Raw genomic sequence first — 25,158 nt, 5'->3', positions numbered from 1 at the left:
ATGCTGGGCACCAGAGCAGACGTGGGAGAACGAGAAAGGACGCACACTGGTCGGCTCGCCTAGGCTCGCGGTCATGGACCCAGCGGCCGACGGCGTCACCCGCACACAGGTCTTCGCGTGGGGACTGTGGGACTGGGGTTCGGCCGCGTTCACCGCTGTGATCACGACCTTCGTCTTCTCCGTCTACCTCACCGACGCCGTGGGAGATGACCTGCCCGGGTCGATCTCGGCGACCAGCTGGCTCGGCTGGTCGCTCGGCGCCGCCGGGTTCCTCATCGCGATCCTGGCCCCGATCACCGGGCAGCATTCCGACGCCACCGGACATCGCAAGCGTTCGCTGGCGTTGCTTACCGCGGCGGTGGTGGTGTTCATGGCCGCGATGTTCCTCATCGAAGACCGGTACGAATACCTGTGGTTGGGCCTGCTGCTACTCGGCATCGGCTCGGTGCTCTTCGAGCTGGCCCAGGTGCCGTACTTTGCGATGCTCCGTCAGGTGTCCACGCCGGAGAACGTCGGAAGGGTGTCCGGATTCGGCTGGGCCATGGGCTATTTCGGCGGCATCGTGCTGCTGTTGTTGTGCTACTTCGGATTCATCGTCGGTGACGGCGAGACCCGTGGGCTGCTCGGCCTGAGCACAGCGGACGGGCTGAACATCCGGATGGTGACGCTGTTCGCGGCCGTGTGGTTCGCGGCGTTCGCGGTCCCGGTCCTGCTTGCGGTGCCGGAACTGCCCCGGACACAGGCGGATCCGGGGGCCGCGGACGTCGGCTTCCTCGGCTCGTACCGGGTGCTCTGGCGGGACCTGCGTGAGCTGTGGGCCGCCGACCGTCGGACGGTGCGCTACCTCATCGCGAGCGCGGTATTCCGGGACGGGCTGGCCGGGGTGTTCACCTTCGGCGCCGTGCTCGCGGTCACCGTGTACGGCATCGCGACCGCCGACGTGCTGCTGTTCGGGATCGCGGCGAACGTGGCCGCCGCGATCGGTGCCCTGGCTGGCGGTCGTCTCGACGACCGGTTCGGGCCGAAGACCGTCATCGTCCTCGCCCTGGCCGCGATGTTGGTGGCGGGCACGATCCTGCTGGTGGTCTCGGGTCCGGCGGCGTTCTGGGTGTTCGGGCTGCTGCTGTGCCTCTTCGTCGGCCCCGCGCAGTCGGCGGCCAGGACCTTCCTCGTGCGGATCACCCCGTCCGGCCGTGAGGGGCAGATGTTCGGCCTGTACGCGACCACGGGCCGGGCGGTCTCGTTCCTGTCGCCCAGCCTGTTCGGGCTCTTCGCGTGGCTGTTCGACAGTGACCGCGCCGGCATCGTCGGCCTGCTGGTGGTGCTGGCGGTCGGGCTGGCGGCGCTGCTGCCGGTCCGACCGCCGCAGCGGGACTACCGCTTGGCGCCCTCGTCCGCCTGAATCCCGAGCTTCTTCGGAAACAGGCGTCGCTGCACGATCCAGCCGGCCGCGGAGAGCGCGATCCAGAGCAGGGTGGAGGTGACCTGTTCCCATCCGGCGGTCGGTTCGTGCAGGAAGGCGAGGGTGTCGCTGGTGCGGCCGAGGCCGCTCAGGATCATGCTCGCGCCGCCGATCGAGGTGAGCCACAGCAGCGCCCGGGCGCGGTACTTGTCGGCGAGGAAGGCCGATGCCACCGCGACCGCGACGATCACGATCGCGCTGAGCGCCCAGTTCCTGTCGCCGGGTTGCAGCACGTCCGCGAGCTTCGCGCCCGCCATCGCGCCGGTGAGCCCGCCGATGAAGTAGGCGGAGAACTTGAAGATCAGCGTGGTGACCACCCACGAGGCGACGGCGCCGATGAGCGCGAACAGGAACAGCGTCGCGAGCGAGGCGTGGAACAGGTCCGCGATCAGCCAGCCGAGGCCGAAGCCGGCGGCGAGCACCGCGACGTGCAGCGAGCCGATGCCCCAGAAGCACAGGACGACACCGACCAGGAGTACCGCGAGACCGCTCATTTCTCGTTCCCTTCGACTCGCGCGAGGACCGCCTCGGCCAGTGCGGCGGTCGCTTGTTCCGGAATCCAATGGCTGACGCCGTCGAGCTCGACGAAACGGTATGGGGCGTCCACGAACTCGCCGCACCGCTCGGCGGCCGCCCGGCCGAGGAACGCGTCGCCTGAACTCCAGACGTAGGTGGTGGGTACGCGGACCGCGGGCAGATCCCGGAAGCTCCGCATGGCTCGGTACCAGGACAGTGCGGCGGTGAGTGCCCCCGGCTCGCTCAGTACACGTATGTGCTCGTTGACTTGGACGCGGTCGAGATCGCCGAAGGACGAACGCAGCGCACGCGCGTCGTCGGCGAGAAGTCGGTCCGCAACGGACTCGCCGTGCCGGAATGCCCCGAAATAGGAGGAGCGCTTCTGTTGGTCGGGATCCTCGCGGATTGCCCAACCGAAAGCGGCGAGGTGCGGCGTCGACACCGCGGTCAGGGTCTCGACGCGACCGGGATGATGCGCGGCGAGCCACCACGCCACCGATCCGCCGAGGTCGTGTCCGACAATGTGCGCCGAGGCGAGACCGAGGGCGTCCATGATGCCCAGCACGTCCGCGGCGAGATGCTCGATCGCGTAGTGCTCCACGCCGACCGGCCGGGCGCCGGGGGAGTAGCCGCGTTGCGACGGCGCGATGACTCGCACGCCGGCGGCGGTCAGCAGCGGCGTGATCGGGCGCCAGCACGCGAGCGTCTCGGGAAAGCCGTGCAGCAGGACCACCGGGATTCCGTCGACGGGCCCGGAGACCTCGACGTCGAAGGTGAGCTCGCCGACGGTCATGGTGGTCAGGGTGTGCTCGTCCACGGAATCCATTTGCCCCTCAACGTCCGTCGTCGCCGTGCCGGTCCTGGCCGAGATTACCGCTCGGGCCTCGAAAAGGGCGGTATTCGTGGTGGCCGCCGGGGGCGCTTGCGCCGATCCGGTTCATTTGGTGCGTGGTACATGCTAAGTATCTGTGGGGATCTGGTGACCTGGCGTATTTCTTGGGGCTATCGGGAGTGAACTGTGACGATTGCCAATGGTGCGGTCCGCGATGACGAACCTCTGCGAATCGCCGGACGGTCGGTGGCGAACTGGCTGGACGCCGCGGCGACCGACCTGACCGCCGCGGTGATCGAGCGACTCGTGGACGACCTCCCGATCTACCGGGAGCTGCCGCAGGAGGAGGTGCACGGTGAGATCGCGGACATCGTGCACCACAACATGGAACTGTTCGCGACGCTCGTTCGTGAGCGCCGCCCGGCGCGAGACGCCGAGTTCGCCGAGCAGCGCAACTCCTCGGCCCGTCGCGCGGAGGAGGGCGTCCCGCTCGACGCGGTGCTGCACGCGTACCACGTCGGCATCGGGATGGCGGCCCAGGAACTGTTCGCCGACGCGGAACCCGGCGACATCGCCGACGTGCAGACGATCATGGCGATGGTGCTCGATTTCCTGCGCCAGTTGACCCTCGAGGTGAGCGCGTCGTACCTCGAGGAGCGTCAGATAATGGACAGTCAGGAGAACTCGGGACGCCGCTCGTTGATGACCGCGCTGGTCGCCGGGGAACCTCTCGATGCCATCGCGCACCGAACCGGGCTCCGCCTCGCTCCGCACTACCTCGCATTGAGCCTGTCGATCGGGGAACACGTCGACGAGCGCGGTGAGGGTGTCAGCGGCACCGTGGCGGGCAGGCGGAAGCTGCGCAGGCTGCAGGCCGAGCTGGACCGGATCACCGGGGAGCCGGCGCTCACCGTCATCGACAGCGGCGGGGGGACGGCGCTGATCCCGTGCCAGGGGAACCCGCCCGATTGGGACGCGCTGCAACGGATGATCGACCGCGCGCAGGCGGTGGTGGGCACCGAGATCCACGCCGCGGCGGTGGTCGCGGCGCCAGCCGAGGTGCCAGCCGCGGTGGAGCAGACCGCCGAGATCATCGCGCTCGTCACGCGGTCGGGCCGCCCGCCCGGGCTGTACCGGCTGCGCGACGTGCTGCTCGAGTATCAGCTGAGCAGGCCGAGCCCCGCGCACCCGGAACTGGCGGGGCTGCTCGAGCCGCTGGTCGCGAGGCCGGAGCTGATGCAGACCCTGGAGGCCTACGTGGCCAGCGGGCTCAACCGTCGCGCGACGGCGACCGCGTTGCAGGTGCATGCCAACACCGTCGACTACCGCATGCGCCGCGTCGCGGAGCTGACCGGGCTGAATCCGGCGGACCCCGCGGACCTTCCGCATGTGGGGGCGGCGTTGGCGGCGCGGCGCGCGCTGGGGTGAGCGGCCCGACCTCGGGCATAGTGGGTGAGACGAACTCGAGGGGGATTCTGTGCGGTGGTTGACGCGTGCGCTCGTGGTGCCGGCGTGGCTGGCGGTTCTCGCCGCTGCGATCGGCGTCGCCGCGCACTACCTGGACTCGACCGCGACCGCACTGGTGGTGCTGGCGTCGTTTGCTCCGTTCCTGATGGCGTGCGGTGTCGTCGGGCTGCTGGCGCTGGCGGGTACCCGTCGGTGGGTCAGCGCGGGGATCGCGACGGTGGTGCTGACGGCGGCGGCGTGGACGCAGTTGCCGCTCTACGTCGGTGACCGCGCCGTCGACTCCGCGGCGTCCGACCTGACGGTCATGCAGGCGAACATCTTCTTCGGGAACAGCGACCTGGAAGGCATCGTTGACCAGGTTCGGTCGGGGCAGGTCGACGTGTTGACGGTCAACGAGCTGACACCGGCCGCGGTGCCCCAACTCGGCGCGGCGGGCCTCGACGAGGTGCTGCCGTTCCGGTACCTGCGTCCGATGGAGTTGGGCGGCGGGACCGGGATCTGGAGCCGCTATCCGCTCGCCGAGGAGACGGAGCATCTCGGGTTCGTGCTGAACATGCTCTCCGCTCGGGTGCAGCCGCCGGAGGAGCGATCGTTCGTGGTGGTCGCCGCGCACCCGTTGCCGCCCGTGCCGCGGCCGCAGACCGACACGTGGGCGAGCGAGCTGGGGAAGGTGCGCGAGATCCTGCAGCGCCTGCGCGCGGGCGGCAAGCCCGTGATCGTGGGCGCCGATTTCAACGCGACCTACGACCACGCGCAGTTCCGCGCACTGATCGGCGACGGATACCGCGACGCGGCCGAGCAGTCCGGTGCGGGCGTGCTGCGCACCTATCCGGCGGACCGCTGGTGGCCACCCCTGCTGGCGATCGATCACGTACTGGTCTCGGGGGTGAGCGCCGTGAGCGCCGAGGCGGTGGAACTGCCGGGGTCGGATCATCGGGGCGTGGTCGCGGAGATCGATCTGCGTGCCCCCGAGGACTACTCCGTCTCTGACTGATCCGAAGTTCGTTCGCTGATCAGGGCAGCGACGCCATCGAGGATGCGGTCGAGGCCGAACCGGAGCGCGTGCACCGGGTCGGTGGCGGCCTCGTAGTGAGCGCTCGCGGCCTCACCAACGCGGCCGGACACCGGGTACTTTGCGGGGTCCATCAGCCGCTCGAGGATCGGGCCGGTGATGTCCCACCACTGGGCGTCGGTCAGCCCGGAGTTCTCCGCGGTCTGGGCGACGCTGGCGAGCAGGCGGGCGGTTCCGACCACGTGGGTCAGGACGAGGGTGAGGACCGAATCCATCTCGACGTCGGTGAGGCCGATTCCGTCCAGGGGACGTAGCTCCGCCTCGTACTTGAGGCTCGTGTTCGGGCCGAGCACCGGCCGCGCGCCGACGAGCGACAGCATCCACGGATGGCGGCGATAGAGGTCCCAGTTGCGCTCCGCGATGAACTCGAGCCCGCCCCGCCAGCCGTCGGGGACCCGGGTGGGCTCGTCCAGGTCTGCGTAGAGGCCACCGAGTACGGCGTCGTGCATGAGGTCGACCAGGTCGGTCTTTCCCGGGACGTGGGTGTACAGCGACATGGCGCCGACGTCGAGCCGCTCGGCGACCCGCCGCATCGAGACGGCGTCGAGGCCCTCGGTGTCCGCGAGCGCGATGCCGGCGGCGACGATCGCGTTGACGTTGAGTCCCTTGCGTCCGGCCTTGCCGTGCAGCCCCCACAGCAGGGCCAGGGTGCGCGCCGGATCGGCAGGCGCCTCATTCTTTGCCGTCACGGGAACATTCTCCCCCAGCGCGGCGTTGAAGCCCTCGAAGCGAAGTCGTACGCTGTACCGTACGGCCTACGTAATTCGTGGTGAGAGGGGATGACGTTGAACGAATCGGGTATGGCCATCGAGGCCCGTGATCTTCGGAAGCGCTACGCGGGGGCGGCGGAGGATGTCGGACTGAACGGCTTCGACCTGCAAGTTCCGGCCGGATCGGTATGCGGACTGCTCGGACCGAACGGTGCGGGCAAGACCACCGCGATCAGGATTCTCACCACCCTGCTCGGCTATGACAGCGGCGAGGCCCTGGTCGCGGGGTTCGATGTGCGCACCGAGTCGCACCGGGTGCGCGAACGCATCGGCCTGGTGGGTCAGCATGCAGCCGTGGACGAGATCTTGTCCGGGCGGCAGAACCTGGTGATGTTCGGCCGGCTGGGTCACCTGTCCGCGAAGGCGGCTGCGGCCCGTGCCCACGAACTGCTGGAACAGTTCGGACTAGCCGAGACCGGGCGCCTGCCGGTGGGCAAGTATTCGGGCGGTATGCGGCGGCGCCTCGACCTGGCAGCCAGCCTCATCGTGGCGCCCTCGCTGCTGTTCGTGGATGAGCCGACGACGGGGCTCGATCCGGGTGCCCGCCGTGAGGTCTGGACCGCGATCGGGGCCCTCGTCGAGACCGGCACCACCGTGCTTCTCACGACCCAGTACCTCGAGGAGGCCGATCAACTGGCCGACCGGATCGTGATGCTGGGCAAGGGGCGCGTCGTCGCCGAGGGCTCGCCCGCCGAACTGAAGGCACGAGTCGGCACCGACTGGATCGACATCGTGCTGGGCAACGAATCGGACGCCGTCGCGACCGCCCGGATCGGGGCATCGGTGGCGAGCGGTGAGATCCACTTCGATCCGCAGTCCGGTTGCGTCCGGATACCGGTCGTCGACCGGACGCACGCGCTGGTCGAGGTGGCGGCCGCCCTGCGGCTGGCTGGGATCGCGCCGTCGGACATTGCCGTTCGTCAACCCACCCTCGACGAGGTCTTCTTGCAGCTCACCGACTCCGGAAAGGTCCCAGCATGACCACCACCACGCTTGCGCCCGCTCCGTTCGGCCGTACACGATGGATACTGCCCGACGCCTGGACCATCACCAAACGCGATCTCGCGCACTGGGTCGCCGCCCCCGGCCCGGTGATCCTCGGCTGGGTCTTCCCGGTCATGGTCACGCTCATGTTCAGCGCGTTGTTCGGCGGTGCCATCGAAACACCTGGCGGCGGAAGCTATCTCGAGTTCCTGATGCCTGGAATGCTCGCGATGACGATGGCGTTCGGGCTCGAGACCACGATGACGGCGGTGACCATGGACGCCTCCAAGGGCATCACCGACAGGTTCCGCTCGCTGCCGATGAACAGCGGCGCCGTGGTGCTCGGTCGGTGCCTCGCGGACATGCTCAACTCGATCGTGGGCCTCGCGGTCATGGTGGCCACCGGGCTGGCCCTTGGCTGGCGCTGGCACGAGGGACCCGCGTCCGCCCTCGCGGCCTTCGCGTTGCTGCTGATGCTCCGGTTGGCCCTGCTCTGGGTTGGCATCTACCTGGGTCTGACGGTGAAGGGGCCGGAGTCCCTCGCGGCCGTCCAGATCCTGGTGTGGCCGGTGTTGTTCCTCTCGAACGCCTTCGTGGACACCTCGACCATGCCGTCCTGGCTGGGCACGATCGCCGAGTGGAATCCGCTCTCGGCGACCGCGGCCGCGGTGCGTGAACTGTTCGGAAACCCAGGTTGGGGTACGGACTCGTGGATGACGCAGCACTCCATCGTCCTGGCGCTGGTGTGGCCGGTCCTCATCACCGCGGTGTTCCTGCCCCTCTCTGTCCGGAGGTTCCGGGCTCTTGGCAACTGACGCACCGGAGTTCGGCCGCTCGACCGCCAACGAAAGCGACCGGATCGGGTAGGGGGGGCGGGGATTGCTCACCCTTGGGTGTGTTTCGGGAGGCGGCGCGGCGGGCGACGCTTGAACTCCAAGCCCGACACCGACCGAACGGAGCGACATCCGATGCGCCACTCCACCATGACCCGCACAGTCCTCGCCTCAGCCGCAGCGGTGGCCGCCATCGCCCTGGCGGGCGTCGGCGCCGCGTCGATCGCCTCGCACTCCAATCCGGGATCGGCGACGAGCGTGGACGCCCCGGTCGGGCCCGGCGGTGCGGTCGCGCCGGGGTCCGACAAGAGCCGGGCGACCGGTGACGGTGCGGAGATGCCGGCCTCGGAGGGTGCGGGTCCGGGTGTGGTTCCTGGGGCGGTAGCGGCTCCGGCGGACGGTTCGGTGGCGCCGGGTTCCGTCGGTCCCGTCGGTCCGAATCCGGTCGGTCCGGCGGGCCAGAAGCCCGTCGCGCCGGTGGCCGATCATCCGGTGGAACCGCCGCCGGCAGGTCCGGTGGTGGATCCGGGTCCGAAGCCGGTCGACCCCGTCGTGGACCCGGTGGTTCCGCCGCCGGCCGCCCCGGTTGCCGATCCCATCGTTCGGGACCATCGAGGCGAGGGGGCAGACCCGAACCCGCCCGGTGGCGTGAGCGTCGGGCCGTCAGATGGGGCCGGGCCGATCGTCCGGGACCATCGCGACCAGACCGGACCGATCGTCCGGGACCATCGCTGACGGCGATGCACGTCGGGGCCACCCAGGGTCCGTGATGTGGGTCAACAAAGGGGTCGGCCTCCGCGCGTCGCGCGGGGGCCGACCCCTTTGTGCGCCATACTGGGCGGCCCGCTCACATCTCGATCAGGAGTTCCCCCTTGCGTTTTCGTTCGGCCACCCGTCCGCGTCTGTTCCTGATCGCCACCGCGGTGGCCGCGCTCGCCCTGGCCGGTTGCGCCGCGCCTGCCGCGGACGCGATGCCGACCGGGAGTGCGGGCGACGCAGTCCCCGGCACCGGCATGGCCGAAGGGGTGGCGGCCACCCTCGCCGCGCTGGAGACCATCCCGGTCAAGGGCCGGGCACCCAAGACCGGATACGACCGCGACCTGTTCGGGCCGGCGTGGACCGACGACGTCGCCGTCGCGGGCGGCAGGAACGGCTGCGACACCCGCAACGACATCCTGGCCCGTGACCTCGTCGACAAGACCTTCAAGGCCGGGACCAGGAACTGCGTCGTGCTCACCGGCACCCTGCACGACCCGTACACCGGCAGGGCGATCGCGTTCACCCGCGGTTCGGGTACCTCGAGCGCGGTCCAGATCGACCACGTGGTCGCGCTCAGCGATGCCTGGCAGAAGGGTGCGCAGCAACTCGACGACCCGACCCGCCGCGACTTCGCCAACGATCCGCGGAATCTGCTCGCGGTCGACGGACCGACGAATCAGCAGAAGTCGGACGGCGACGCGGCGACGTGGTTGCCGTCGGCGAAGTCGTATCGGTGCACCTACGTCTCGAAGCAGGTCGAGGTGAAGGCCGCCTACCGGCTGTGGGTCACCCAGGCCGAGAAGGACGCGATCGCGCGCGTGCTGTCGTCCTGCTGACACGCTTCAGCGCGGCCCGGGCCGCCAGCCGCCCATCCCGATCATGATCAGCCGCAGCTGACGTTCGGCGCGCGCGATCACCTCGCGTTCGTCGCGGGCGCCGCGCTGGTCGGCCTCGAGGACGCCCACGACGGTGGACATCATGGTGCCGACGATCAGGTCCGCGGCCATCTCGAGGTCCTCGACCTCCCACTCGGACAGGCCCGGCATCCGGGATAGGTCGATGGTGAGTTCGCTTGCGAACAAACGTAGTTCGGAGGCGATGGCCCGGCGCACCTCGGTGACGCCGCCGTAGCGTTCGCGGCTGAGGAACCGGAACTGCCCCTCGTGCGCGTGCACCTGCCGCAGCAGGATCTCCAGCGACGTGCCCGCGTTCTTCGTGCTGGGATCGCGGCGGGCCTCGCGCAGCATCCGGCGCAGCATTCGCATGCTGTCCTCGACCAGGGCGACGCCGAGCTCGTCCATCGAGGCGAAGTGCCGGTAGAACGCGGTCGGCACGATCCCGGCCGACCGCGCGACCTCACGCAGGCTCAGATTCGCGAAGCTGCGGTCCTCGAGCAGCTCCAGTGCCCCGTCGAGCAGTGCCGCCCGTGTGCGCTCCTTGCGTTCGGCCCTGCTCTCCGGTTCGGTCACGCAGAACAGTGTATGCGTGTTCACTTTTTCCGTGTACGGCATGCCTGTAATGGGCGTCACAGATGCTCGGGGGTTGACACCTACCTGGTACTTCCTGACACACTTGTTTGTGTACGAGTGTTCACTGAAACTCGATCCAGGAGGCTGTGGTGACCTTGCAGACCCGTTCCGGCTCCCGTCGGATGTCGCTGATGTCGCTGTTCGAGGCGATGGCGACCCCGCATCAGATCGACCGCTATCTCGAGCTCGTGAACCCGATGGCGACGGTTCGCGACCTGCGGGCCGAGGTCGCCGAGGTGCGGCGCACCACCGCGGACACCGTCACGCTCACCTTGCGCCCCACCCGGCAATGGCGGGGCTTCGAGGCCGGCCAGTTCGTCCAGGTCGGGGTCGTGATCGACGGGGTCCGGCACACCCGGTGCTATTCGCCGGCCTGCTCGCAGCACCGCTCGGACGGACGCATCGAGCTCACCGTCAAGGCGCACCCGCAGGGGCTGGTGTCTCAGTACCTGCACGCCAACGCCCGCGTCGGGCTGGTGTTGAGCCTCTCGCAGGCCGACGGAGTGTTCCGGCTGCCGGCCCGCAGGCCCGAGAAGGTCCTGCTCATCAGCGGCGGCAGCGGCATCACCCCGGTGCTGTCGATGCTGCGCACCCTCGTCGACGAGGGCCACGCAGGCGACGTCACCTTCCTGCACTACGCCTACACCGAGCGGGACGTCGCCCACAGGGCCGAGCTGGCCGCGCTCGCGGCCGCCCACGACAACGTCAGGGTGGTACTGGCCTACACCGAGCAGACCGACGGCGGCGACCTGCACGGCTTCTTCGGGCAGGCGCACCTCGACGCCGCCGCGGCTTGGCACGGCGAGGCGCAGACCTATCTGTGCGGCCCGCCCGGACTGATGCGCGGGGTCCGTGAGCATTACGACCGGATCGGACTCGGTGAGCGTCTGCACACCGAGGAGTTCGCCGCGCCGGTCATCGCTGCCGACTCCGGCGCCATCGGTGAGCTCACCTTCGCCGCGTCCGGGGTGACGGCGCCGAACTCGGGGGCGAGCCTGCTCGAACAGGCGGAGGCCGCCGGTCTCACACCGGAGTTCGGTTGCCGGATGGGGATCTGCTTCTCCTGCACCGCGATCAAGACCTCCGGCTGCACCAAGAACCTGCGAACCGGCGAGACCGACTCCGATCCGGATCAGCCGATCCAGCTGTGCATTTCGGCGGCGGTCGGCGACGTCGCGATCGACATCTGACCACACCCACATCGACCTAGGAGAACTCCCATGCTCGGTTTGTCCATCCCGACGCTGCCGTTCCTCGGGGGCGCGAAGAACGACAGGGACGCCGGCCCGATCGTGCTCAGCTACGAGCAGGTCGAGGAGATCGGCCGCGAGCTCGACGAACTGCGCGCCCGCGTCGTCGCCGACCTCGGCGAGAAGGACCGCGAGTACATCTACCGGATCATCAAGGCGCAGCGCGGTTTCGAGGTCGCCGGCCGCGGGCTGATGTACCTCGGGTTCCTGCCGCCGTTCTGGCTCGCCGCCGTCGGCGCCCTCGGCATCTCGAAGATCCTCGACAACATGGAGATCGGCCACAACGTCATGCACGGCCAGTACGACTGGATGCGTGAACCGGGCCTGAACTCGCGGGACTTCGAGTGGGACACGGTGTGCCCCGCGGACCAGTGGCGGCACTCGCACAACTACATGCACCACACCTACACCAACATCGTCGGCCGTGACCGGGACATCGGCTACGGCATCCTGCGGATGGACGAGGCCCAGAAGTGGAATCCGTACTACCTGGGCAACCCGGCCTACGCCTTCGCGCTCATGGTCTTCTTCGAGTGGGGGGTGATGCTGCACGACCTCGAGACCGAGAACATCGTCAAGGGCACGCGCAAGTGGCACGACGTCAAGCCACTGCTGCGGGGGATGTGGCGCAAGGCGGGCAGACAGGTCCTCAAGGACTACGTCATTTTCCCGGCGCTGACCGGCCCGCTGTTCGTGACGACGCTGCTCGGCAACGCGAGCGCCAACCTGGTCCGCAACCTGTGGACGTACTCGATCATCTTCTGCGGGCACTTCCCGACCGGGGTGCAGACCTTCAGCGAGGAGGAGACGGCGGAGGAGACGCAGGGTCAGTGGTACGTGCGTCAGATGCTCGGCAGCGCGAACATCGAGGGCAGCCCGCTGTTCCACATCATGTCAGGGAACCTCTCGCACCAGATCGAGCACCACCTGTTCCCGGACGTCCCGGCCCATCGCTACCCCGAGATGGCGCCGCACGTGAAGGCGCTGTGTGAGAAGCACGGTCTGCCCTACAACACCGGCGGCTTCTTCAAGCAGATCGGCTCGGTGTGGGGCAAGATCTTCAAGCTCGCGCTGCCGCCGTTCCTGACCGGCTCCGACCAGGCTCCCGGTGTTATCGTCGAACGTCAGAAAGCCGCAGCCTGAGAGGTGACGCGTCCATGGTGAGCAAGTTCGAGAGGCGCAAGGACACCGTGCAGGAGCTGACGGAGTCCGGGGCCACGCACGTCGGCAGGATCGCGATGATCATCGCGGGCGCGGTCCGGGACGTGACCCGCGAGATCGGCGACTGGATCAGCGACGGCATCGAGATGCGAGAGGCGTCGAAGAAGGCGCAGGCGGACGCGGACGACAAGGTCGACGGGAAGCTCGACGCAGAGTCTCTGTCGGACGACGAGCCCCGCTCGAAGTAGTCGACGGGCCCGCAGTTGTGAAGGATTCCTCCCGGTAGGCGTCGGGAATCCTTCTTGAATCGCCGATTCCGGTGCCCTGGCAGGTGTGCGGCTGTATGCCACGCGTGATAATTGATCCAGCTGATGATGATCGGCGGGACGACACGCGCCCGCCTGGAGTAGTGGATGTGGAGAGCGGCGATGAGCGAGGCGGTACAGGTCGGGGACCTGGTGCATATTTCGGACACTGCCGGAACGTGGGTGGTGGAGGAGATCCGGTCGGGCATCGCCTTGCTGCGCGGCGGCGAGGACAAGCGGATCTCCTCCCGGCTGCCCAAGCTGACCGTGGTGCGCAAGGGCGCGACGAAGTAGCGGGGCGAGGCCACGCCACCGTCTCAGGGGGTCGCGAGGAACTTGTCGAACGCAGGCAGCACCTTGGGATTTGAGTCCCTGATCCCGTTTGCGGCACCGGTTCCCGCGCCGATCACGCCACCGAGGATGCACCCGGCGATGAAGTTGGGGAAAATCGTGAAGCAGCCGACGGCGGCGCCGACGCCGAGGCCGATGAGCGCGCCCTGCGCGCCGCCGTTGTTCCAGCCGACGGCGATCTCGGTCGCGAGGGAATCGAAGGCGGACTGTTTGGTGGGATTCTCGGGCCACACCGCGTCCGAGACGGCTTCGGCGCCGGGCGGCGGCGGTAGCTGCGGTTCGGCGTAGGCCGTTCCCGTGCCTGCGCCGAGGGCGGCGACCACGAGCACGGACGCTGCCAGAGATCTGGTCGGATTCATTGCGGGACTCCAATACTGGTTTGGATGGCCATGATCCAATTCAGTCGCCGCTGGGGTGCCTCATCGGCGGCTGGTGGCGACGGACTTCACGCAGACATGAGAGCTCGGATCGCGCCGTACTGTGCGGCCGTAGTCATGGAAAGATTCAGCCATAGCGCACCTCCACGGAGTCGCCAAGAGTCAGGTGAAAACACTAGCGCGGTGAGCTCTTGACCATGAGGGGAACCGCGGAGAACAACACCTTGCCGGCGTCGGCATCCATGAGGCGAGAAAAGGCCCCCGGCCCGTGGGTCGAGAGCCTTTCCTGCGGTGGGCGTCGATCACGACCCGAGGCTGCCTCCGCCGAGGCTGCCCATCGGGCCGGCGCCCTGGCCTTCGCCGCCGCCCTGCAGTCCGCCCATCATGTCCATCACTTTGCTCATCAGATCGATCAGCTTTTCCAGCATTTCGAGGTCCATCGTCTTGCCACCTTCACGGGATATTCACGGTGTTGAGTGAGCGGTGTGGTCGCAACTGAACGCGAGGCGCACCAGTCGAGCATTTCCCGCCCACCGCTCGATGAGGACGGCAACGCCGATCGGAATTCCGGCATCCGCGCGGCGGCGATCCGGAATCGGTGAGTGCGCGATCTACCGAACGCGCGGTCGCAGCGGCGGTGGCGAGCGGCAGGTGGCGACCGCGAAATGTCCGCGGAATGCTCCACTGCCCGCTCCGGCGCGCCGTGCGGCGCGATTGTTCGTCATACGAACTCACCTCAACCCTGTGTATCGCTGGGTCTCGGTTCAATGTTGCAGGAATGTGCCACCGATTCTGGCTGATTGCGGCAGGAGGGAGGGGCGCCGCGGTAGCGGACGGCTGACATGCACAGGTGTGCCCCCGGCAGGAATCGAACCTGCGACCTAGAGATTAGAAGGCTCTTGCTCTATCCAACTGAGCTACGGAGGCATGATCCGGTTGGGATCGGCTCCGGAGTCTACCGGTAGCGATGGCCGATTTTCGATAGGCTCGCTTACGGGTCGGCGAACCTGGACGAACCCGACAGGCGCGGGCCTCCTACCCTTGTGGTCATGGCATCACCCGAGCTCGCCCCCTCCGCACCGCCGACGATCCGTAAGGCAGGGGAGACCTCGGTACCCATTTTCGCCACGCTGGGGATCATCGCCGGACTGGTCGCGGCGATCATCGTCGGGCTGTCCGCATCCGACGCGCTGGTGCTGCTCGGCATCCCCGACCCCGGCCCGCTCACCACCTACGGACTGCCCGCGGTCAAGGCCGCGGGTGAGGTCGCTGCCGTCATCGCGATCGGTTCGCTGCTGCTCGCGGCGTTCCTGGTGCCGCCGCAGCGCAGCGGGGTGCTCGACGTGGACGGATATCGGGCGGTGCGCACCGCGTCGAACGCGGCGATCGTCTGGGCGGCCTGCGCGCTGGTCCTGGTGCCGCTGACGGTCTCGGACACCTCCGGTCAGCCACTGAACGACGCCATCCAACCCGCCAACCTGTGGAAGGCGATCCCACAGATCGAGCTGGCCGGGGCGTGGCGATCGACCGCGATCCTGGCCGTGCTGCTCGCGGTGGGTACCCGCCTGATCCTGCGCTGGGCCTGGACCCCGGCGTTGCTTGTGCTCGGTGTGGCCACCCTGATCCCGCTCGCGCTGACCGGACACTCCTCGGCCGGCGGATCGCACGACCTGGCCACCAACAGCCTGCTCTGGCACCTCGTCGCGGCGGCGTTCTGGGCGGGCGGGCTGTTCGCGCTGCTCGCGCACGCGCGCAGGCGGGGTGCGTACACCGACGTCGCGGCCCGACGGTTCTCGACCATCGCTGTCGTGGCGTTCGTGGTGATGGCGATCTCCGGCGTCGTCAACGGCCTCGTGCGGCTCCCGCTGAGCGAGCTGTTCACCAGCACCTACGGCTGGTTGCTCGTGGCCAAGACCGTCGCCCTCGTGATCCTCGGGGTGTTCGGGTACGTGCAGCGGCGCCGCGCCATGCCCGCACTGGTCGCCGACCCGACTGCCCGCGGGCCGCTGATCCGTTTCGCGGGAGGCGAGGCAATCGTCTTCGCCGCGACCATCGGCATCGCCGTCGGTCTGGGCCGCACGCCGCCGCCCGCGGAGAACATCAACCCGACGCCTGCCGAGGTGCAGTTGGGCTACAACCTGGACGGCCCGCCGACGTTCGCGCGGCTCGCCTTCGACTGGCGATTCGACCTGATCTTCGGCACCGCGGCGATCATCCTGGCCGTGGTGTACCTGCTGGGCGTCCGGCGGCTGCGGAAGCGCGGCGACGCCTGGCCGGTGGGCCGCACCGTCGCCTGGGTACTCGGCTGCGCGGCGCTGCTGGTCGCCACCTCGTCGGGCCTTGGCAGGTACTCACCCGCGGTGTTCAGCGTGCACATGGGTGCGCACATGGCGCTGTCGATGCTCGCGCCGGTGCTGCTGGTGCTCGGTGGTCCGATGACCCTGGCGCTGCGTGCCCTCAAGCCCGCCGGACCCACCGGGGTGCCGGGACCGCGCGAATGGCTGCTGGCCGCGCTGCACAGCCCGGTGTCGCGTTTCCTGACCCATCCACTGGTGGCCTCGGTGCTCTTCGTCGGCGGCTTCTATGCCCTCTACCTCGGCGGGATCTTCGGCGCGACGCTCGATTCGCACGGCGCGCACCTGCTGATGAACCTGCACTTCATCCTCAGCGGCTACCTCTTCTACTGGGTCGTGATCGGCATCGACCCGGCGCCGCGAACCCTGCAGCCGATCACGAAGCTGGCGATGGTGTTCGGATCGTTGCCCTTCCACGCCTTCTTCGGCATCGCCCTGATGAGCATGGGCGAGGTGATGGGCGGCTGGTACTACCGCGCGCTCGGCCTGGACTGGAACGCGGACCTCATCGGCGACCAGCGGCTCGGCGGCGGCATCGCCTGGGCCACCGGCGAGATCCCGCTGGTGCTGGTGATGTTGGCACTGCTCGTGCAGTGGTCGCGCACCGACCAGAAGACGGCCAAGCGGGTCGACCGCGCGGCCGACCGCGACGACGATGCCGAGCTCGCCGCGCACAACGCCATGTTCGCCGAGTTGGCGCGGCGGGACCGCGAAGGCGGTCAGTGACTATCAGGCCAAGCGCTCGCGGGCCTGCGCCGGGCTGACGGTGACGGCCCGCAGCGGGGGTGCCCCGTTGAAGTGTTGGTCGAGCACCGCGTGCGTCATCGGGAGCAGTCGCTTGATCACCGCGAGTTCGATTCGCGGGGAGCTGGTGACCCGCACGGCGGCGCGGGCCAGCGGGGCGACCGTCCGATCGACGGCCGCGGGCTGATCGAAGTCGCCGAGCCGGCGCATCCAGGCAGGCAGGGTCGAGATCGTCGCGGGCGCCATGAGCCGACTCTGCGCCCAGAGCGGCCATCTGCCCTTCCCGCCGCGGGTCCGCAGCAGGTAGTGCATGCCTTCGATGGCGGCCTCGGAGACGCACAGGCGCGACCGGACCTCGGCGAAGTACTCGCGCACCTCCTCGCGTGAGCGGGGCACGTCCGAACCCTTGCAGGTCTGCAGTTCCGCGGCGACGACGCAGTCGGCCCAGTACCTTTCCTCCTCCTCCGGGGTCAGCGGGCCCGGCCCGAACATCTCGTAGCACTTGAGCACCGAATGCCACCCCGTGACGTGGATCCACAGCTGGCTGTCGGGGCTGTTGGCGCTGTATCGCTGCCCGCTGATCGGCTCGATCCCGGTTGCCTTCGCGTGCACCCGCATCAGCAGCTCCGACGTCTCGATCGCGGAGCGGCTGTCGCCGACCGCCACGATGAGGAAGTAGGAGAGGGTGCCGTCGAGGCGGCCCCGCGGGTCGAGGTAGATCCCCCTGGCATCCGCGACCGCCGCGGTGAGGAACGGGTCGAAGTGCTCGAGCGTGACCGCACGCTGAAACCCGAGCAGGGCGGTCGGGCTGGTCCACACCTTCCAGGTCGGCGATCCCGGGCCGAAGAATCCGTTGTCCTCGCGTCGGCGTGCGGGATCGAAGGGCCAGCCGCGGTCGGCCAGCAGGCGCGGTGCGGTCGTGGTCTGCTGCGACGTCATCTGTTCGTCTCCTCGGCCGGCGGATGGCGGGAGGCCACCGCGAAACTGAATGCAACGCGACCGTAACAATGTGTCGAAGTAAATACAACGGCCGCGTAGCATTACGATCTGGTGGTGCCGTGCCGAACGGGACGGGCGATGTCGGACAGGCGGACGGAGGGGTCGGGTTGACGGGAACTGACGCGTCGCCGATCCGGCAGCGCCGCAAGTACGCGCCACGACTGCCGCCCGCGCAGCGCCGCGCTCAACTACTCGACGCGGCCTTCGAGGTGACCCGCCGGACAGGACTGCACGACCTGAGCATGGAGGCGGTCGCCCTCGAGGCCGGTGTGGGAAAGCCGGTGCTCTACACGGTCTTTCGCACCCGCGCCGAACTGGTCGAGGCGCTGCTGCACCGCGAACATCAGCGGGCGATCGAGCAGGTGCTCGCGACGATGCCGACCGATCTTCGTCCGCTGGGCCCCAGTGCCGCCTATGCGGGCACGGTCTCGGCGTTCGTGCACGTGGTGCTGGACAATCCCACCCGCTGGCGGTTGATCCTCACCGCGCCCGACGACGCCCCGAGCGAGTACCGCGATCACCTGCGCATCGCGCGCGGCGCCGTGCTGTCGCGCGCCGTCGATCTGGCGACGGCGGGTATCGCGTTGGAACCGGCCCTGTCGGGGCTCGATGCGGAACTGCTCGCCCACACCATGCTCTCGTTCGCGGAGATGCTGGGACGACTCGCGGTCGGCGACCCCGACGCCTACACCAGTGAGCGCCTCGCGAACTATGCAGGCGCGCTCGTCGCGTCCGTCACCCGCCGGTGACGTCGGGCACATAGCACACCTCTCCGACCGAAACCCGCTCGCGGAGACTGTGTTCGGATGTCCTGTGGACAGCCGATTCGTTCATCCACAGATTTGCTGACGGCCCCAATTCGTCCGCGAACCGGGGCACGCTGGACATCGAGGGGCCGCACGGCCCACGGATGCGAAGGGGGAGCGGCATGTACGAGACGCATACGGCGGTGATCGGCACCGTCATCACGAATCCGGTCAAGCGCCCGACCAACTCCGGCGAGGAGGTGCTCAGCTTTCGGATGGCGAGCAACGCGAGGAGACAGGACAGGGCGACCGGGGAATGGACGGACGGCGGCACCCTCTATCTGACGGTGACCTGCTGGCGGCGGCTCGTGGCCGGGGTCGGCGCCTCCCTGATGAAGGGGGACCCGGTGATCGCCTACGGGCAGTTGCGCACGAACGAGTACACGACGAAGGACGGGATCGATCGCTCCGACCTGGAGATGCGGGCCAGCGCGGTCGGGCCCGACCTCGCCCGCTGCCGCGCCAAGCTCGACCGTGTGCCGAAGGCGGCACAGTCGGCCGAGCCGGATCCGCAGGCAGGCACGGGGGAGGAGGACGCGGACCTCGGCGACCGGCCTACGGCGGGACTCGAGGTGGTGGCCGCCTCGAGCTGACGCGCGACTCGTCGGCGTGCCGACGAGTCGCGGGCCAGGGAGTGACTTACGCTGCGCGAGATCGATCCACCCATCCGAGCGAGGGGTTGGTTCCGTGAGACGGCTGAAATTGTCAGTTCTGATGTTGACCGTCGGAGCGATGGCGGTGTCATTCCTTGCGGCGCCGCCCGCGACCGCTCAGGCGATCGGCCCGCCCGGATCGGTGGTCGGGGCGCAGCCCCTTCCTGAGGGACTCTGGATCCCCGGCACCGGTCGTGGGTACCGGATCACGTACGGAACCACCGACCATCGAGGGTCGCCCGCGTTGAGTTCGGGGGCGATCTACCTGCCGCGCGGCACCGCGCCGCCCGGTGGCTGGCCGGTGGTGTCGTACGCCCATGGGACGGTCGGCGTCGCCGACCAGTGCGCTCCGTCGACGGCGGGCATCTACAAGCCCGAGGCGGACTACCTCGTGGGATGGCTTGAACGCGGGTACGCGGTGGTGGTGACCGACTACCTCGGACTGGGGACGCCAGGCGTGCTCCCGTACCTAGACGGCGCGGCCGCCGCGCACAGCGTGATCGACATGGTTCGCGCGGCCCGCGCCGTCGACGCCGGTCTCTCGCGCACGTGGGCGGTGGTCGGGCTGTCCGAGGGCGGGCATGCCGCGCTGTTCACCGGTCGCCTGGCGACCGCGTACGCCCCGGAACTGGACTACCGGGGTGCCGTGGCGCTGGGTGCGCCATCGAACCTGGAGCGGGTGTTTCCGTTCGGCGGCCCCGGGTTTCCAAATCTGGGCCTGCAGGGCCTGACGACGTTCGGGCTGTTGACGGTCGTCGGGCTGAGGGCGGCGCGTCCGGACCTCCTGCTGGACGGATACTTGTCTCCACGCGGCAGGGAACTGGCCGATCTGGCGGAGCGGCTGTGCTCGATCGAACTCAGCGCCGCGGTGGCCGGAGTCCCGATCGGCGACGTGTTCTCGAAATCGTTGAACAACAGCGAGATTCGGTCGGCGCTCGCCGACTACCTGGCCGTGCCCGCTGCGGGGTACGACCGTCCGGTGTTCATCGGGCAAGGCCTCAGGGACCTGGTCGTGCCGTTCCCGCTGACGCTCGCCCTGGTCACGGAACTGAAGGCCAACCGGGTCAAGCTGACCTTCGTCCCGTACTGGGGCGCAGACCATGTCGGCACCCTGGCGGCCGCCTTCCCCGATACGGTCCGCTTTGTCGGCAGACTGATGCGTTGAGCCGGCCAGGGATAACCCGCATCGACCAGATGGGAACCACCGATGGATCGACAACGGATTCGGGCGCTCGCCTCCGTCCTCGTCGCGGTCGTGATCGCGGCGCTGGGTCTGCCCGCCATGGCCGGGGCCGGTCCCGGCGCAGCGGGGGAGGTGCTGAGCACTGAGAACCTCTCGGCCGCGGCGTCGATCCCCGGCGCCGGAGCCGGGCACCGGCTGACCTACCGCACGACCGACCACAGCGGCGCGCCGACGGTGAGCGGCGGTGCGATCCACGTGCCGCCTGGCCCGGCGCCCGTCGGCGGGTGGCCTGTCGTCTCCTACGCCCACGGCACCGTCGGCGTAGCCGACCTGTGCGCGCCATCCACGTCGGGTCAGAGCCAGGCCGAATCCGCCTACCTCGCGCGCTGGCTGGCCCGCGGGTACGCGGTGGTCGCCACCGACTACGCCGGACTCGGAACGCCCGGCTCGCTCGCCTATCTGGACGGCGTGGCTGCCGCGCACAACGTGATCGACATGGTGCGCGCGGCCAGGGCGGTGGTCCCCGCGCTCTCGCCCAGGTGGGTGGTCGCCGGGCTGTCGCAGGGTGGGCAGGCCGCGATGCTCACCGCGCGGCTGGCCACCGGGTACGCGCCCGAGCTCGATTACCGCGGCGCCGTCGCGCTGGGAGTGCCGTCGAACCTGGACCGGTTGTTTCCGCTGGCAGGCCCGGGGATACCCGACCTCGGCCTGGCCGGGCTGACGAAGTTCATGCTGTTCACGATGATGGGCATGCGGGACGCGCGCCCGGAACTGCACGTCGACCAGTTCCTCTCCCCGAAGGGTCGTGAGTTGGCCGCCACCGCGGAACGCGTGTGCACGGTTGCGCTGAACCCGTACGTCGCGGGGGTCGCGGTCGGCGATCTGTTCTCCCGGCCACTCGGCACCGAGGAGATGCGCCGGGCCATGACGGACTACCTGGGTCTGCCGACGGCCGGCTACGACAGGCCCGTCTTCCTCGGACAGGGCGCCCGTGATCTGGTGGTGCCGATTCCGTTGACCCTCGCGTTCGCCGGTGAACTCGCCGCGTCCCGCACGGATCTGACCTTCCTTACCTACCCGGGCGCGGACCACCTCGGCACTCCGGCGGCGTCGTTCGACGACTCGGTCCCGTTCGTCGATCGGTTGATGCGGTGATGACTGGGCGCTGATCCGGTGATGGCGGCGGGAGACGTCGACACGAAACGGACTGGACGAGTGTCCGGGGTTTGCGTCCCGGCCGCGCAGGAGTGACTACGCTGCTGCGAGTTCGGGACCGCACAATCAACAAGGGTGGGGAACACAGTGAAGCTCGAACTCAATAGCCGTGCCGGGCAACGTGCCAGGCTGCGTTTCGGAACCGCCGCACTTGCTCTCCTCGCCCTTGCAGTGCCTGCGACGGGGCAGGCCGCGGCGGACCCGGGCCGTGACCCCGGCACGGTGGTGGCCAACGTCGTCCTGCCGAAGTCCGCGGAGGTCGCAGGAGCGGCCGAGTCGCGGCAGCTCACCTACTGGACCGAGGGCCCGAGGGGCGAGGCCGCTCTCAGCACCGGTGCGGTGTACCTGCCGAACGGACCGGAACCCGAGGGCGGGTGGCCGGTGGTGTCCTGGGCCCACGGCACCACGGGCGTCGGAGACGACTGCGCACCCTCGCTGGGGTTCGACGTCACAGCGCTCACCCGTGACTACGTCTCCAAGTGGCTGGCGCAGGGCTACGCGGTGGTGGCCACCGACTACGTGGGTCTCGGCACCGACGGTGTCCACGCCTACCTGCACGGCAAGAGCGAGGGCCGCGCGGTGATCGACATGGTCCGGGCGGCGCGCGCGGTGACGCCCACGTTGTCACCGCGCTGGGCGGCCATCGGTCACTCGCAGGGCGGCCACGCCGCGATGCTCGCCGGGCACGAGGCGACCAGGTACGCGCCGGAGTTGGACTACCGCGGAACGGTCGCCACCGCGACCCCGGCGAACCTGGAGCAACTCCTCCCGTTCGGCGGGCCGGGCTTTCCGAATCTCGGTCTCAACGGGCTGACCGTATTCGCCGCCTACATCATCGACGGCGTCCGGGTCGCCCGGCCAGATCTGCGGGTCGACGACTACCTCACCCCGGCCGGAGCCGCAGCGGTCAAGGCCTCCGAGACCAGTTGCTTCCTGGATTTGCGGAAGCAGTTGGGCAGCCTCGGAGTCGGCGAGATGCTCTCCCGCCCGCTCGACACCCAGGAGTTCCGCGACGCCATCCGGGACTACCTGGCGGTGCCCACCACCGGCTACGACCGGCCCGTGTTCGTCGGGCACGGCATGACAGATCAGACGGTCCCGTTCCCGCTCGGGGCGAAGCTCGCGCTCGACCTGCAGCTGAGCGGCCAGCCCGTGACGTTCCGGGCCTATCCGGGTAACCACAGCACGTCGATAGCAGACGCGTTGCCCGATACGACCGCCTTCGTGCGGTCGCTGTTCGGCACCGCCTGACCGTCGGCGCTGACCTGCGGCGGCCCGCAATTCGCTCCTGGGCCGCCGTGGTTCGGGCCGTCGGCCCGTGTGGATTGGGGCGCCGCCCGCCGTCCCGATACTCTGGTCGCCATGGCGGAGTTCATTTACACGATGAAGAAGGTGCGCAAGGCGCACGGCGACAAGGTCATCCTCGATGACGTCACGATGAGCTTCTACCCGGGCGCGAAGATCGGTGTCGTCGGCCCGAACGGCGCGGGTAAGTCCTCCATCCTCAAGATCATGGCCGGACTGGACCAGCCGGGCAACGGCGAGGCGTTCATCGCCCCCGGCGCCTCGGTCGGCATCCTCATGCAGGAGCCGCACCTCGACGAGACCAAGACCGTTCGCGAGAACGTCGAGGAGGGCCTCGGCGAGACGATGGTGCAGCTCAAGCGCTACAACGAGATCGCCGAGCTGATGGCCACCGACTACTCCGACGAGCTCATGGAGGAGATGGGTGAACTCCAGGAGAAGCTCGACCACGCCGACGCCTGGGAGATCGACTCCCAGCTCGAGCAGGCGATGGACGCGCTGCGTTGCCCGCCCGCCGACGATCCCGTCACGCACCTGTCCGGCGGTGAGAAGCGCCGCGTCGCGCTCTGCAAGCTGCTGCTGAGCAAGCCCGACCTGCTGCTGCTCGACGAGCCCACCAACCACCTCGACGCCGAATCCGTGCTCTGGCTCGAGCAGCACCTCGCCGCCTACCCGGGCGCGATCCTGGCCGTCACCCACGACCGCTACTTCCTCGATCACGTCGCGCAGTGGATCTGTGAGGTCGACCGCGGCCGGCTGTACCCGTACGAGGGCAATTACTCCACCTACCTGGAGCAGAAGGCCGCGCGCCTCGAGGTGCAGGGCAAGAAGGACCAGAAGCTGCAGAAGCGCCTCAAGGAGGAGCTCGCCTGGGTCCGCTCCGGCGCCAAGGCCCGCCAGGCCAAGAGCAAGGCCCGCCTCGACCGCTACGACGAGATGGTCGCGGAGGCCGAGAAGCACCGCAAGCTCGACTTCGAGGAAATCCAGATCCCGACCCCGCCGCGCCTCGGCAACGTGGTGGTCGAGGTGGAGAACCTCGACAAGGGCTTCGACGGCCGACTGTTGATCAAGGACCTGTCCTTCACGCTGCCGCGTAACGGCATCGTCGGCGTGATCGGGCCCAACGGCGTCGGCAAGACCACCCTGTTCAAGACCATCGTCGGGCTCGAGGAGCCGGACTCGGGCACGGTCAAGGTCGGCGAGACGGTCAAGCTCAGCTACGTCGACCAGACCCGCGCCAACATCGACCCCACCAAGACGGTGTGGGAGACGGTCTCCGACGGACTCGACTTCATCGAGGTCGGCCAGAACGAGATGCCCTCGCGGGCCTACGTCTCCGCGTTCGGCTTCAAGGGTCCGGACCAGCAGAAGCCCGCGGGCGTGCTCTCCGGCGGTGAGCGCAACCGACTGAACCTGGCGCTGACCCTCAAGGAGGGCGGCAACCTGATCCTGCTCGATGAGCCGACCAACGACCTCGACGTCGAGACCCTCAGCTCGCTCGAGAACGCGCTGACGGAGTTCCCCGGCTGCGCCGTGGTGATCTCCCACGACCGCTGGTTCCTGGACCGCACCTGCACGCACATCCTGGCCTGGGAGGGCGCCTTCGGCGACAACGAGGCGGCCTGGTACTGGTTCGAGGGCAACTTCGAGGCGTACGAGGAGAACAAGGTCGCGCGGCTCGGCGCCGACGCCGCCCGCCCGCACCGGGTCACGCACCGCAAACTCACCCGGGGCTAGCGCGTGCCGAACAAGACCTTCACCTGCGAGGTTCAGGTGCGGTGGGGCGATTCCGATCGACTCGGCCATGTGAACAACACCCTCTTCCTCGAATACACGCAGGAAGCGCGGGTGAAGTTCTTCCATGAGCGGGTCTTCCCCGCGGGCGTGCGTCCCACCGCGATGGTGGTGCGCAAGATGGAGATCGAGTTCCTCAAGCCGATCACCGACCAGTCGGGGCCGGTCACCGTCGAGGTGTCCATCCTCGCGGTCGGGAACACCTCGTTCGGAATCCGTCACGTGATCCGCGACGTCCACGGGGTCACCTGTGGCGTCGCGGACGCCGTGATGGTGTGCTTCGACGTCAAGACCGAGACGTCGGTTCCGCTGACGGAACTGGTGCGATCGGTCCTGTCGGAGTACGCGATCACCGAAACGGCGCGCTAGAGGGCGCCGTCAGTTCACCTCTCGACCCGCTCCCCGCGGTTAGGCTCGAACGTGCACGTCACTTCGAC

The 25,158-nt window shown here is 68.9% G+C and carries 26 protein-coding genes and 1 tRNA gene; 19 read left to right on the top strand and 8 right to left on the bottom strand.

Annotated elements, in window-relative coordinates; all coding sequences use genetic code 11:
* Nucleotides 1-73: 73 nt before the first annotated feature.
* Entirely contained in the window at nt 74-1,402 is a 1,329-nt protein-coding gene (locus ACFXMV_RS12140) for an MFS transporter (RefSeq protein ID WP_378498731.1), read from the top strand.
* On the opposite strand, the gene ACFXMV_RS12135 is transcribed toward ACFXMV_RS12140, so the two are convergent.
* Both ACFXMV_RS12135 and ACFXMV_RS12130 read right to left on the bottom strand, forming a co-directional pair.
* Nucleotides 1,375-1,956: a DUF4203 domain-containing protein gene (locus ACFXMV_RS12135; protein ID WP_378498732.1), complete on the bottom strand. Its 582-nt coding sequence runs from the start codon at nt 1,954-1,956 to the stop codon at nt 1,375-1,377. The genes ACFXMV_RS12140 and ACFXMV_RS12135 overlap by 28 nt on opposite strands.
* Nucleotides 1,953-2,804, bottom strand: coding sequence for an alpha/beta fold hydrolase (locus ACFXMV_RS12130; protein WP_378498733.1), 852 nt, complete (start codon nt 2,802-2,804; stop codon nt 1,953-1,955). Before ACFXMV_RS12130 ends, ACFXMV_RS12135 begins: the two co-directional genes overlap by 4 nt.
* Before the next feature lie 192 nt (nt 2,805-2,996).
* On the opposite strand from ACFXMV_RS12130, the gene ACFXMV_RS12125 reads away from it, so the two are divergent.
* Together ACFXMV_RS12125 and ACFXMV_RS12120 are read left to right on the top strand one after the other, a co-directional pair.
* Nucleotides 2,997-4,238, top strand: coding sequence for a PucR family transcriptional regulator (locus ACFXMV_RS12125; protein ID WP_378498734.1), 1,242 nt, complete (start codon nt 2,997-2,999; stop codon nt 4,236-4,238).
* Between the two features lie 49 nt (nt 4,239-4,287).
* Entirely contained in the window at nt 4,288-5,271 is a 984-nt protein-coding gene (locus ACFXMV_RS12120; protein WP_378498735.1) for an endonuclease/exonuclease/phosphatase family protein, read from the top strand.
* Here ACFXMV_RS12120 and ACFXMV_RS12115 read toward each other — a convergent pair.
* Complete coding sequence (locus ACFXMV_RS12115; RefSeq protein ID WP_378498736.1) at nt 5,253-6,038, bottom strand: TetR/AcrR family transcriptional regulator; 786 nt, start codon at nt 6,036-6,038, stop codon at nt 5,253-5,255. The two genes, ACFXMV_RS12120 and ACFXMV_RS12115, sit on opposite strands and share 19 nt — an antisense overlap.
* A 90-nt stretch (nt 6,039-6,128) precedes the next feature.
* Between ACFXMV_RS12115 and ACFXMV_RS12110 the strand changes: the two genes are divergently transcribed.
* The 4 genes from ACFXMV_RS12110 to ACFXMV_RS12095 all read left to right on the top strand — a co-directional run bounded on the left by ACFXMV_RS12110 (nt 6,129) and on the right by ACFXMV_RS12095 (nt 9,531).
* Nucleotides 6,129-7,100, top strand: a complete 972-nt coding sequence (locus ACFXMV_RS12110; RefSeq protein ID WP_378498737.1) for an ATP-binding cassette domain-containing protein — start codon at nt 6,129-6,131, stop codon at nt 7,098-7,100.
* Nucleotides 7,097-7,918 carry an ABC transporter permease gene (locus ACFXMV_RS12105; RefSeq protein ID WP_378503650.1) on the top strand — a complete coding sequence of 274 codons (822 nt, stop codon included), beginning with the start codon at nt 7,097-7,099 and terminating at the stop codon, nt 7,916-7,918. The genes ACFXMV_RS12110 and ACFXMV_RS12105 overlap by 4 nt, the downstream gene beginning before the upstream one ends.
* A gap of 153 nt (nt 7,919-8,071) precedes the next feature.
* A complete protein-coding gene (locus ACFXMV_RS12100) occupies nt 8,072-8,671 on the top strand; it encodes a hypothetical protein (protein WP_378498739.1) in 600 nt (199 codons plus the stop codon).
* A 137-nt stretch (nt 8,672-8,808) separates the two neighbouring features.
* Nucleotides 8,809-9,531, top strand: coding sequence for an HNH endonuclease family protein (locus ACFXMV_RS12095; protein ID WP_378503651.1), 723 nt, complete (start codon nt 8,809-8,811; stop codon nt 9,529-9,531).
* A 6-nt stretch (nt 9,532-9,537) separates the two neighbouring features.
* Here the strand turns inward: ACFXMV_RS12095 and ACFXMV_RS12090 are convergent, their stop codons facing one another.
* A complete protein-coding gene (locus ACFXMV_RS12090) occupies nt 9,538-10,206 on the bottom strand; it encodes a TetR family transcriptional regulator (protein ID WP_378503652.1) in 669 nt (222 codons plus the stop codon).
* Between the two features lie 140 nt (nt 10,207-10,346).
* Here ACFXMV_RS12090 and ACFXMV_RS12085 point away from each other — a divergent pair, with 140 nt between their 5' ends.
* The 4 genes from ACFXMV_RS12085 (at nt 10,347) to ACFXMV_RS12070 (ending at nt 13,234) form a co-directional block, all read left to right on the top strand.
* Nucleotides 10,347-11,414 (top strand): ferredoxin reductase, encoded by a 1,068-nt coding sequence (locus ACFXMV_RS12085; RefSeq protein ID WP_378503656.1) that lies wholly within the window; start codon nt 10,347-10,349, stop codon nt 11,412-11,414.
* Between the two features lie 30 nt (nt 11,415-11,444).
* Nucleotides 11,445-12,617 (top strand): fatty acid desaturase family protein, encoded by a 1,173-nt coding sequence (locus tag ACFXMV_RS12080; RefSeq protein ID WP_378501566.1) that lies wholly within the window; start codon nt 11,445-11,447, stop codon nt 12,615-12,617.
* A gap of 14 nt (nt 12,618-12,631) precedes the next feature.
* A complete protein-coding gene (locus ACFXMV_RS12075; protein WP_378501565.1) occupies nt 12,632-12,883 on the top strand; it encodes a hypothetical protein in 252 nt (83 codons plus the stop codon).
* Between the two features lie 180 nt (nt 12,884-13,063).
* On the top strand, nt 13,064-13,234 hold the full coding sequence (locus tag ACFXMV_RS12070; RefSeq protein ID WP_378503653.1) for a hypothetical protein: 171 nt from the start codon (nt 13,064-13,066) through the stop codon (nt 13,232-13,234).
* Nucleotides 13,235-13,257: 23 nt separating this feature from the next.
* Here the strand turns inward: ACFXMV_RS12070 and ACFXMV_RS12065 are convergent, their stop codons facing one another.
* The 3 genes from ACFXMV_RS12065 to ACFXMV_RS12055 form a co-directional block, all read right to left on the bottom strand.
* Complete coding sequence (locus ACFXMV_RS12065) at nt 13,258-13,650, bottom strand: hypothetical protein (RefSeq protein ID WP_378501564.1); 393 nt, start codon at nt 13,648-13,650, stop codon at nt 13,258-13,260.
* Between the two features lie 320 nt (nt 13,651-13,970).
* Entirely contained in the window at nt 13,971-14,108 is a 138-nt protein-coding gene (locus ACFXMV_RS12060; protein ID WP_378501563.1) for a hypothetical protein, read from the bottom strand.
* A 413-nt stretch (nt 14,109-14,521) separates the two neighbouring features.
* Nucleotides 14,522-14,595, bottom strand: a tRNA-Arg gene (locus tag ACFXMV_RS12055).
* 122 nt (nt 14,596-14,717) lie between these two features.
* Here ACFXMV_RS12055 and ACFXMV_RS12050 point away from each other — a divergent pair.
* Entirely contained in the window at nt 14,718-16,748 is a 2,031-nt protein-coding gene (locus ACFXMV_RS12050; protein WP_378503654.1) for a cytochrome c oxidase assembly protein, read from the top strand.
* 3 nt (nt 16,749-16,751) lie between these two features.
* Here the strand turns inward: ACFXMV_RS12050 and ACFXMV_RS12045 are convergent, their stop codons facing one another.
* Nucleotides 16,752-17,705, bottom strand: a complete 954-nt coding sequence (locus tag ACFXMV_RS12045; RefSeq protein ID WP_378498519.1) for an oxygenase MpaB family protein — start codon at nt 17,703-17,705, stop codon at nt 16,752-16,754.
* A 167-nt stretch (nt 17,706-17,872) separates the two neighbouring features.
* On the opposite strand from ACFXMV_RS12045, the gene ACFXMV_RS12040 reads away from it, so the two are divergent.
* The 7 genes from ACFXMV_RS12040 to ACFXMV_RS12010 all read left to right on the top strand — a co-directional run bounded on the left by ACFXMV_RS12040 (nt 17,873) and on the right by ACFXMV_RS12010 (nt 25,090).
* The gene (locus ACFXMV_RS12040; protein WP_378498518.1) at nt 17,873-18,514 is read left to right on the top strand and encodes a TetR/AcrR family transcriptional regulator; all 642 of its coding nucleotides are present in this window, start codon (nt 17,873-17,875) and stop codon (nt 18,512-18,514) included.
* A gap of 179 nt (nt 18,515-18,693) precedes the next feature.
* Nucleotides 18,694-19,164, top strand: coding sequence for a single-stranded DNA-binding protein (locus ACFXMV_RS12035; RefSeq protein ID WP_378498517.1), 471 nt, complete (start codon nt 18,694-18,696; stop codon nt 19,162-19,164).
* A gap of 139 nt (nt 19,165-19,303) precedes the next feature.
* Complete coding sequence (locus ACFXMV_RS12030; protein ID WP_378498516.1) at nt 19,304-20,389, top strand: lipase family protein; 1,086 nt, start codon at nt 19,304-19,306, stop codon at nt 20,387-20,389.
* Nucleotides 20,390-20,431: 42 nt separating this feature from the next.
* Nucleotides 20,432-21,562, top strand: a complete 1,131-nt coding sequence (locus ACFXMV_RS12025) for a lipase family protein (protein ID WP_378498515.1) — start codon at nt 20,432-20,434, stop codon at nt 21,560-21,562.
* Nucleotides 21,563-21,751: 189 nt separating this feature from the next.
* A complete protein-coding gene (locus tag ACFXMV_RS12020) occupies nt 21,752-22,873 on the top strand; it encodes a lipase family protein (RefSeq protein WP_378498521.1) in 1,122 nt (373 codons plus the stop codon).
* A 111-nt stretch (nt 22,874-22,984) separates the two neighbouring features.
* Nucleotides 22,985-24,664 (top strand): energy-dependent translational throttle protein EttA, encoded by a 1,680-nt coding sequence (gene ettA / locus ACFXMV_RS12015; protein ID WP_378498514.1) that lies wholly within the window; start codon nt 22,985-22,987, stop codon nt 24,662-24,664.
* Nucleotides 24,665-24,667: 3 nt separating this feature from the next.
* Nucleotides 24,668-25,090, top strand: a complete 423-nt coding sequence (locus tag ACFXMV_RS12010; protein ID WP_378498513.1) for an acyl-CoA thioesterase — start codon at nt 24,668-24,670, stop codon at nt 25,088-25,090.
* Nucleotides 25,091-25,158: the final 68 nt, after the last annotated feature.

This window comes from Rhodococcus sp. NPDC059179, from assembly GCF_042754885.1.
Classification (GTDB): Bacteria; Actinomycetota; Actinomycetes; order Mycobacteriales; family Mycobacteriaceae; genus Rhodococcus_G.
This window is presented reverse-complemented; position numbering and strand designations above follow the sequence as displayed.

Bases quoted from the DNA above. Each gene is read 5' to 3' on its own strand.
- ACFXMV_RS12080 (WP_378501566.1), top strand. From the start codon at position 11,445: ATGCTCGGTTTGTCCATCCCGACGCTGCCGTTCCTCGGGGGCGCGAAG.
- ACFXMV_RS12060 (WP_378501563.1), bottom strand. From the start codon at position 14,108: ATGGACCTCGAAATGCTGGAAAAGCTGATCGATCTGATGAGCAAAGTG.
- ettA (WP_378498514.1), top strand. From the start codon at position 22,985: ATGGCGGAGTTCATTTACACGATGAAGAAGGTGCGCAAGGCGCACGGC.
- ACFXMV_RS12025 (WP_378498515.1), top strand. From the start codon at position 20,432: ATGGATCGACAACGGATTCGGGCGCTCGCCTCCGTCCTCGTCGCGGTC.
- ACFXMV_RS12050 (WP_378503654.1), top strand. From the start codon at position 14,718: ATGGCATCACCCGAGCTCGCCCCCTCCGCACCGCCGACGATCCGTAAG.
- ACFXMV_RS12070 (WP_378503653.1), top strand. From the start codon at position 13,064: ATGAGCGAGGCGGTACAGGTCGGGGACCTGGTGCATATTTCGGACACT.
- ACFXMV_RS12075 (WP_378501565.1), top strand. From the start codon at position 12,632: ATGGTGAGCAAGTTCGAGAGGCGCAAGGACACCGTGCAGGAGCTGACG.
- ACFXMV_RS12065 (WP_378501564.1), bottom strand. From the start codon at position 13,650: ATGAATCCGACCAGATCTCTGGCAGCGTCCGTGCTCGTGGTCGCCGCC.
- ACFXMV_RS12045 (WP_378498519.1), bottom strand. From the start codon at position 17,705: ATGACGTCGCAGCAGACCACGACCGCACCGCGCCTGCTGGCCGACCGC.
- ACFXMV_RS12090 (WP_378503652.1), bottom strand. From the start codon at position 10,206: ATGCCGTACACGGAAAAAGTGAACACGCATACACTGTTCTGCGTGACC.
- ACFXMV_RS12035 (WP_378498517.1), top strand. From the start codon at position 18,694: ATGTACGAGACGCATACGGCGGTGATCGGCACCGTCATCACGAATCCG.
- ACFXMV_RS12085 (WP_378503656.1), top strand. From the start codon at position 10,347: ATGTCGCTGATGTCGCTGTTCGAGGCGATGGCGACCCCGCATCAGATC.
- ACFXMV_RS12105 (WP_378503650.1), top strand. From the start codon at position 7,097: ATGACCACCACCACGCTTGCGCCCGCTCCGTTCGGCCGTACACGATGG.
- ACFXMV_RS12140 (WP_378498731.1), top strand. From the start codon at position 74: ATGGACCCAGCGGCCGACGGCGTCACCCGCACACAGGTCTTCGCGTGG.
- ACFXMV_RS12100 (WP_378498739.1), top strand. From the start codon at position 8,072: ATGCGCCACTCCACCATGACCCGCACAGTCCTCGCCTCAGCCGCAGCG.
- ACFXMV_RS12135 (WP_378498732.1), bottom strand. From the start codon at position 1,956: ATGAGCGGTCTCGCGGTACTCCTGGTCGGTGTCGTCCTGTGCTTCTGG.
- ACFXMV_RS12030 (WP_378498516.1), top strand. From the start codon at position 19,304: ATGGCGGTGTCATTCCTTGCGGCGCCGCCCGCGACCGCTCAGGCGATC.
- ACFXMV_RS12130 (WP_378498733.1), bottom strand. From the start codon at position 2,804: ATGGATTCCGTGGACGAGCACACCCTGACCACCATGACCGTCGGCGAG.
- ACFXMV_RS12110 (WP_378498737.1), top strand. From the start codon at position 6,129: ATGACGTTGAACGAATCGGGTATGGCCATCGAGGCCCGTGATCTTCGG.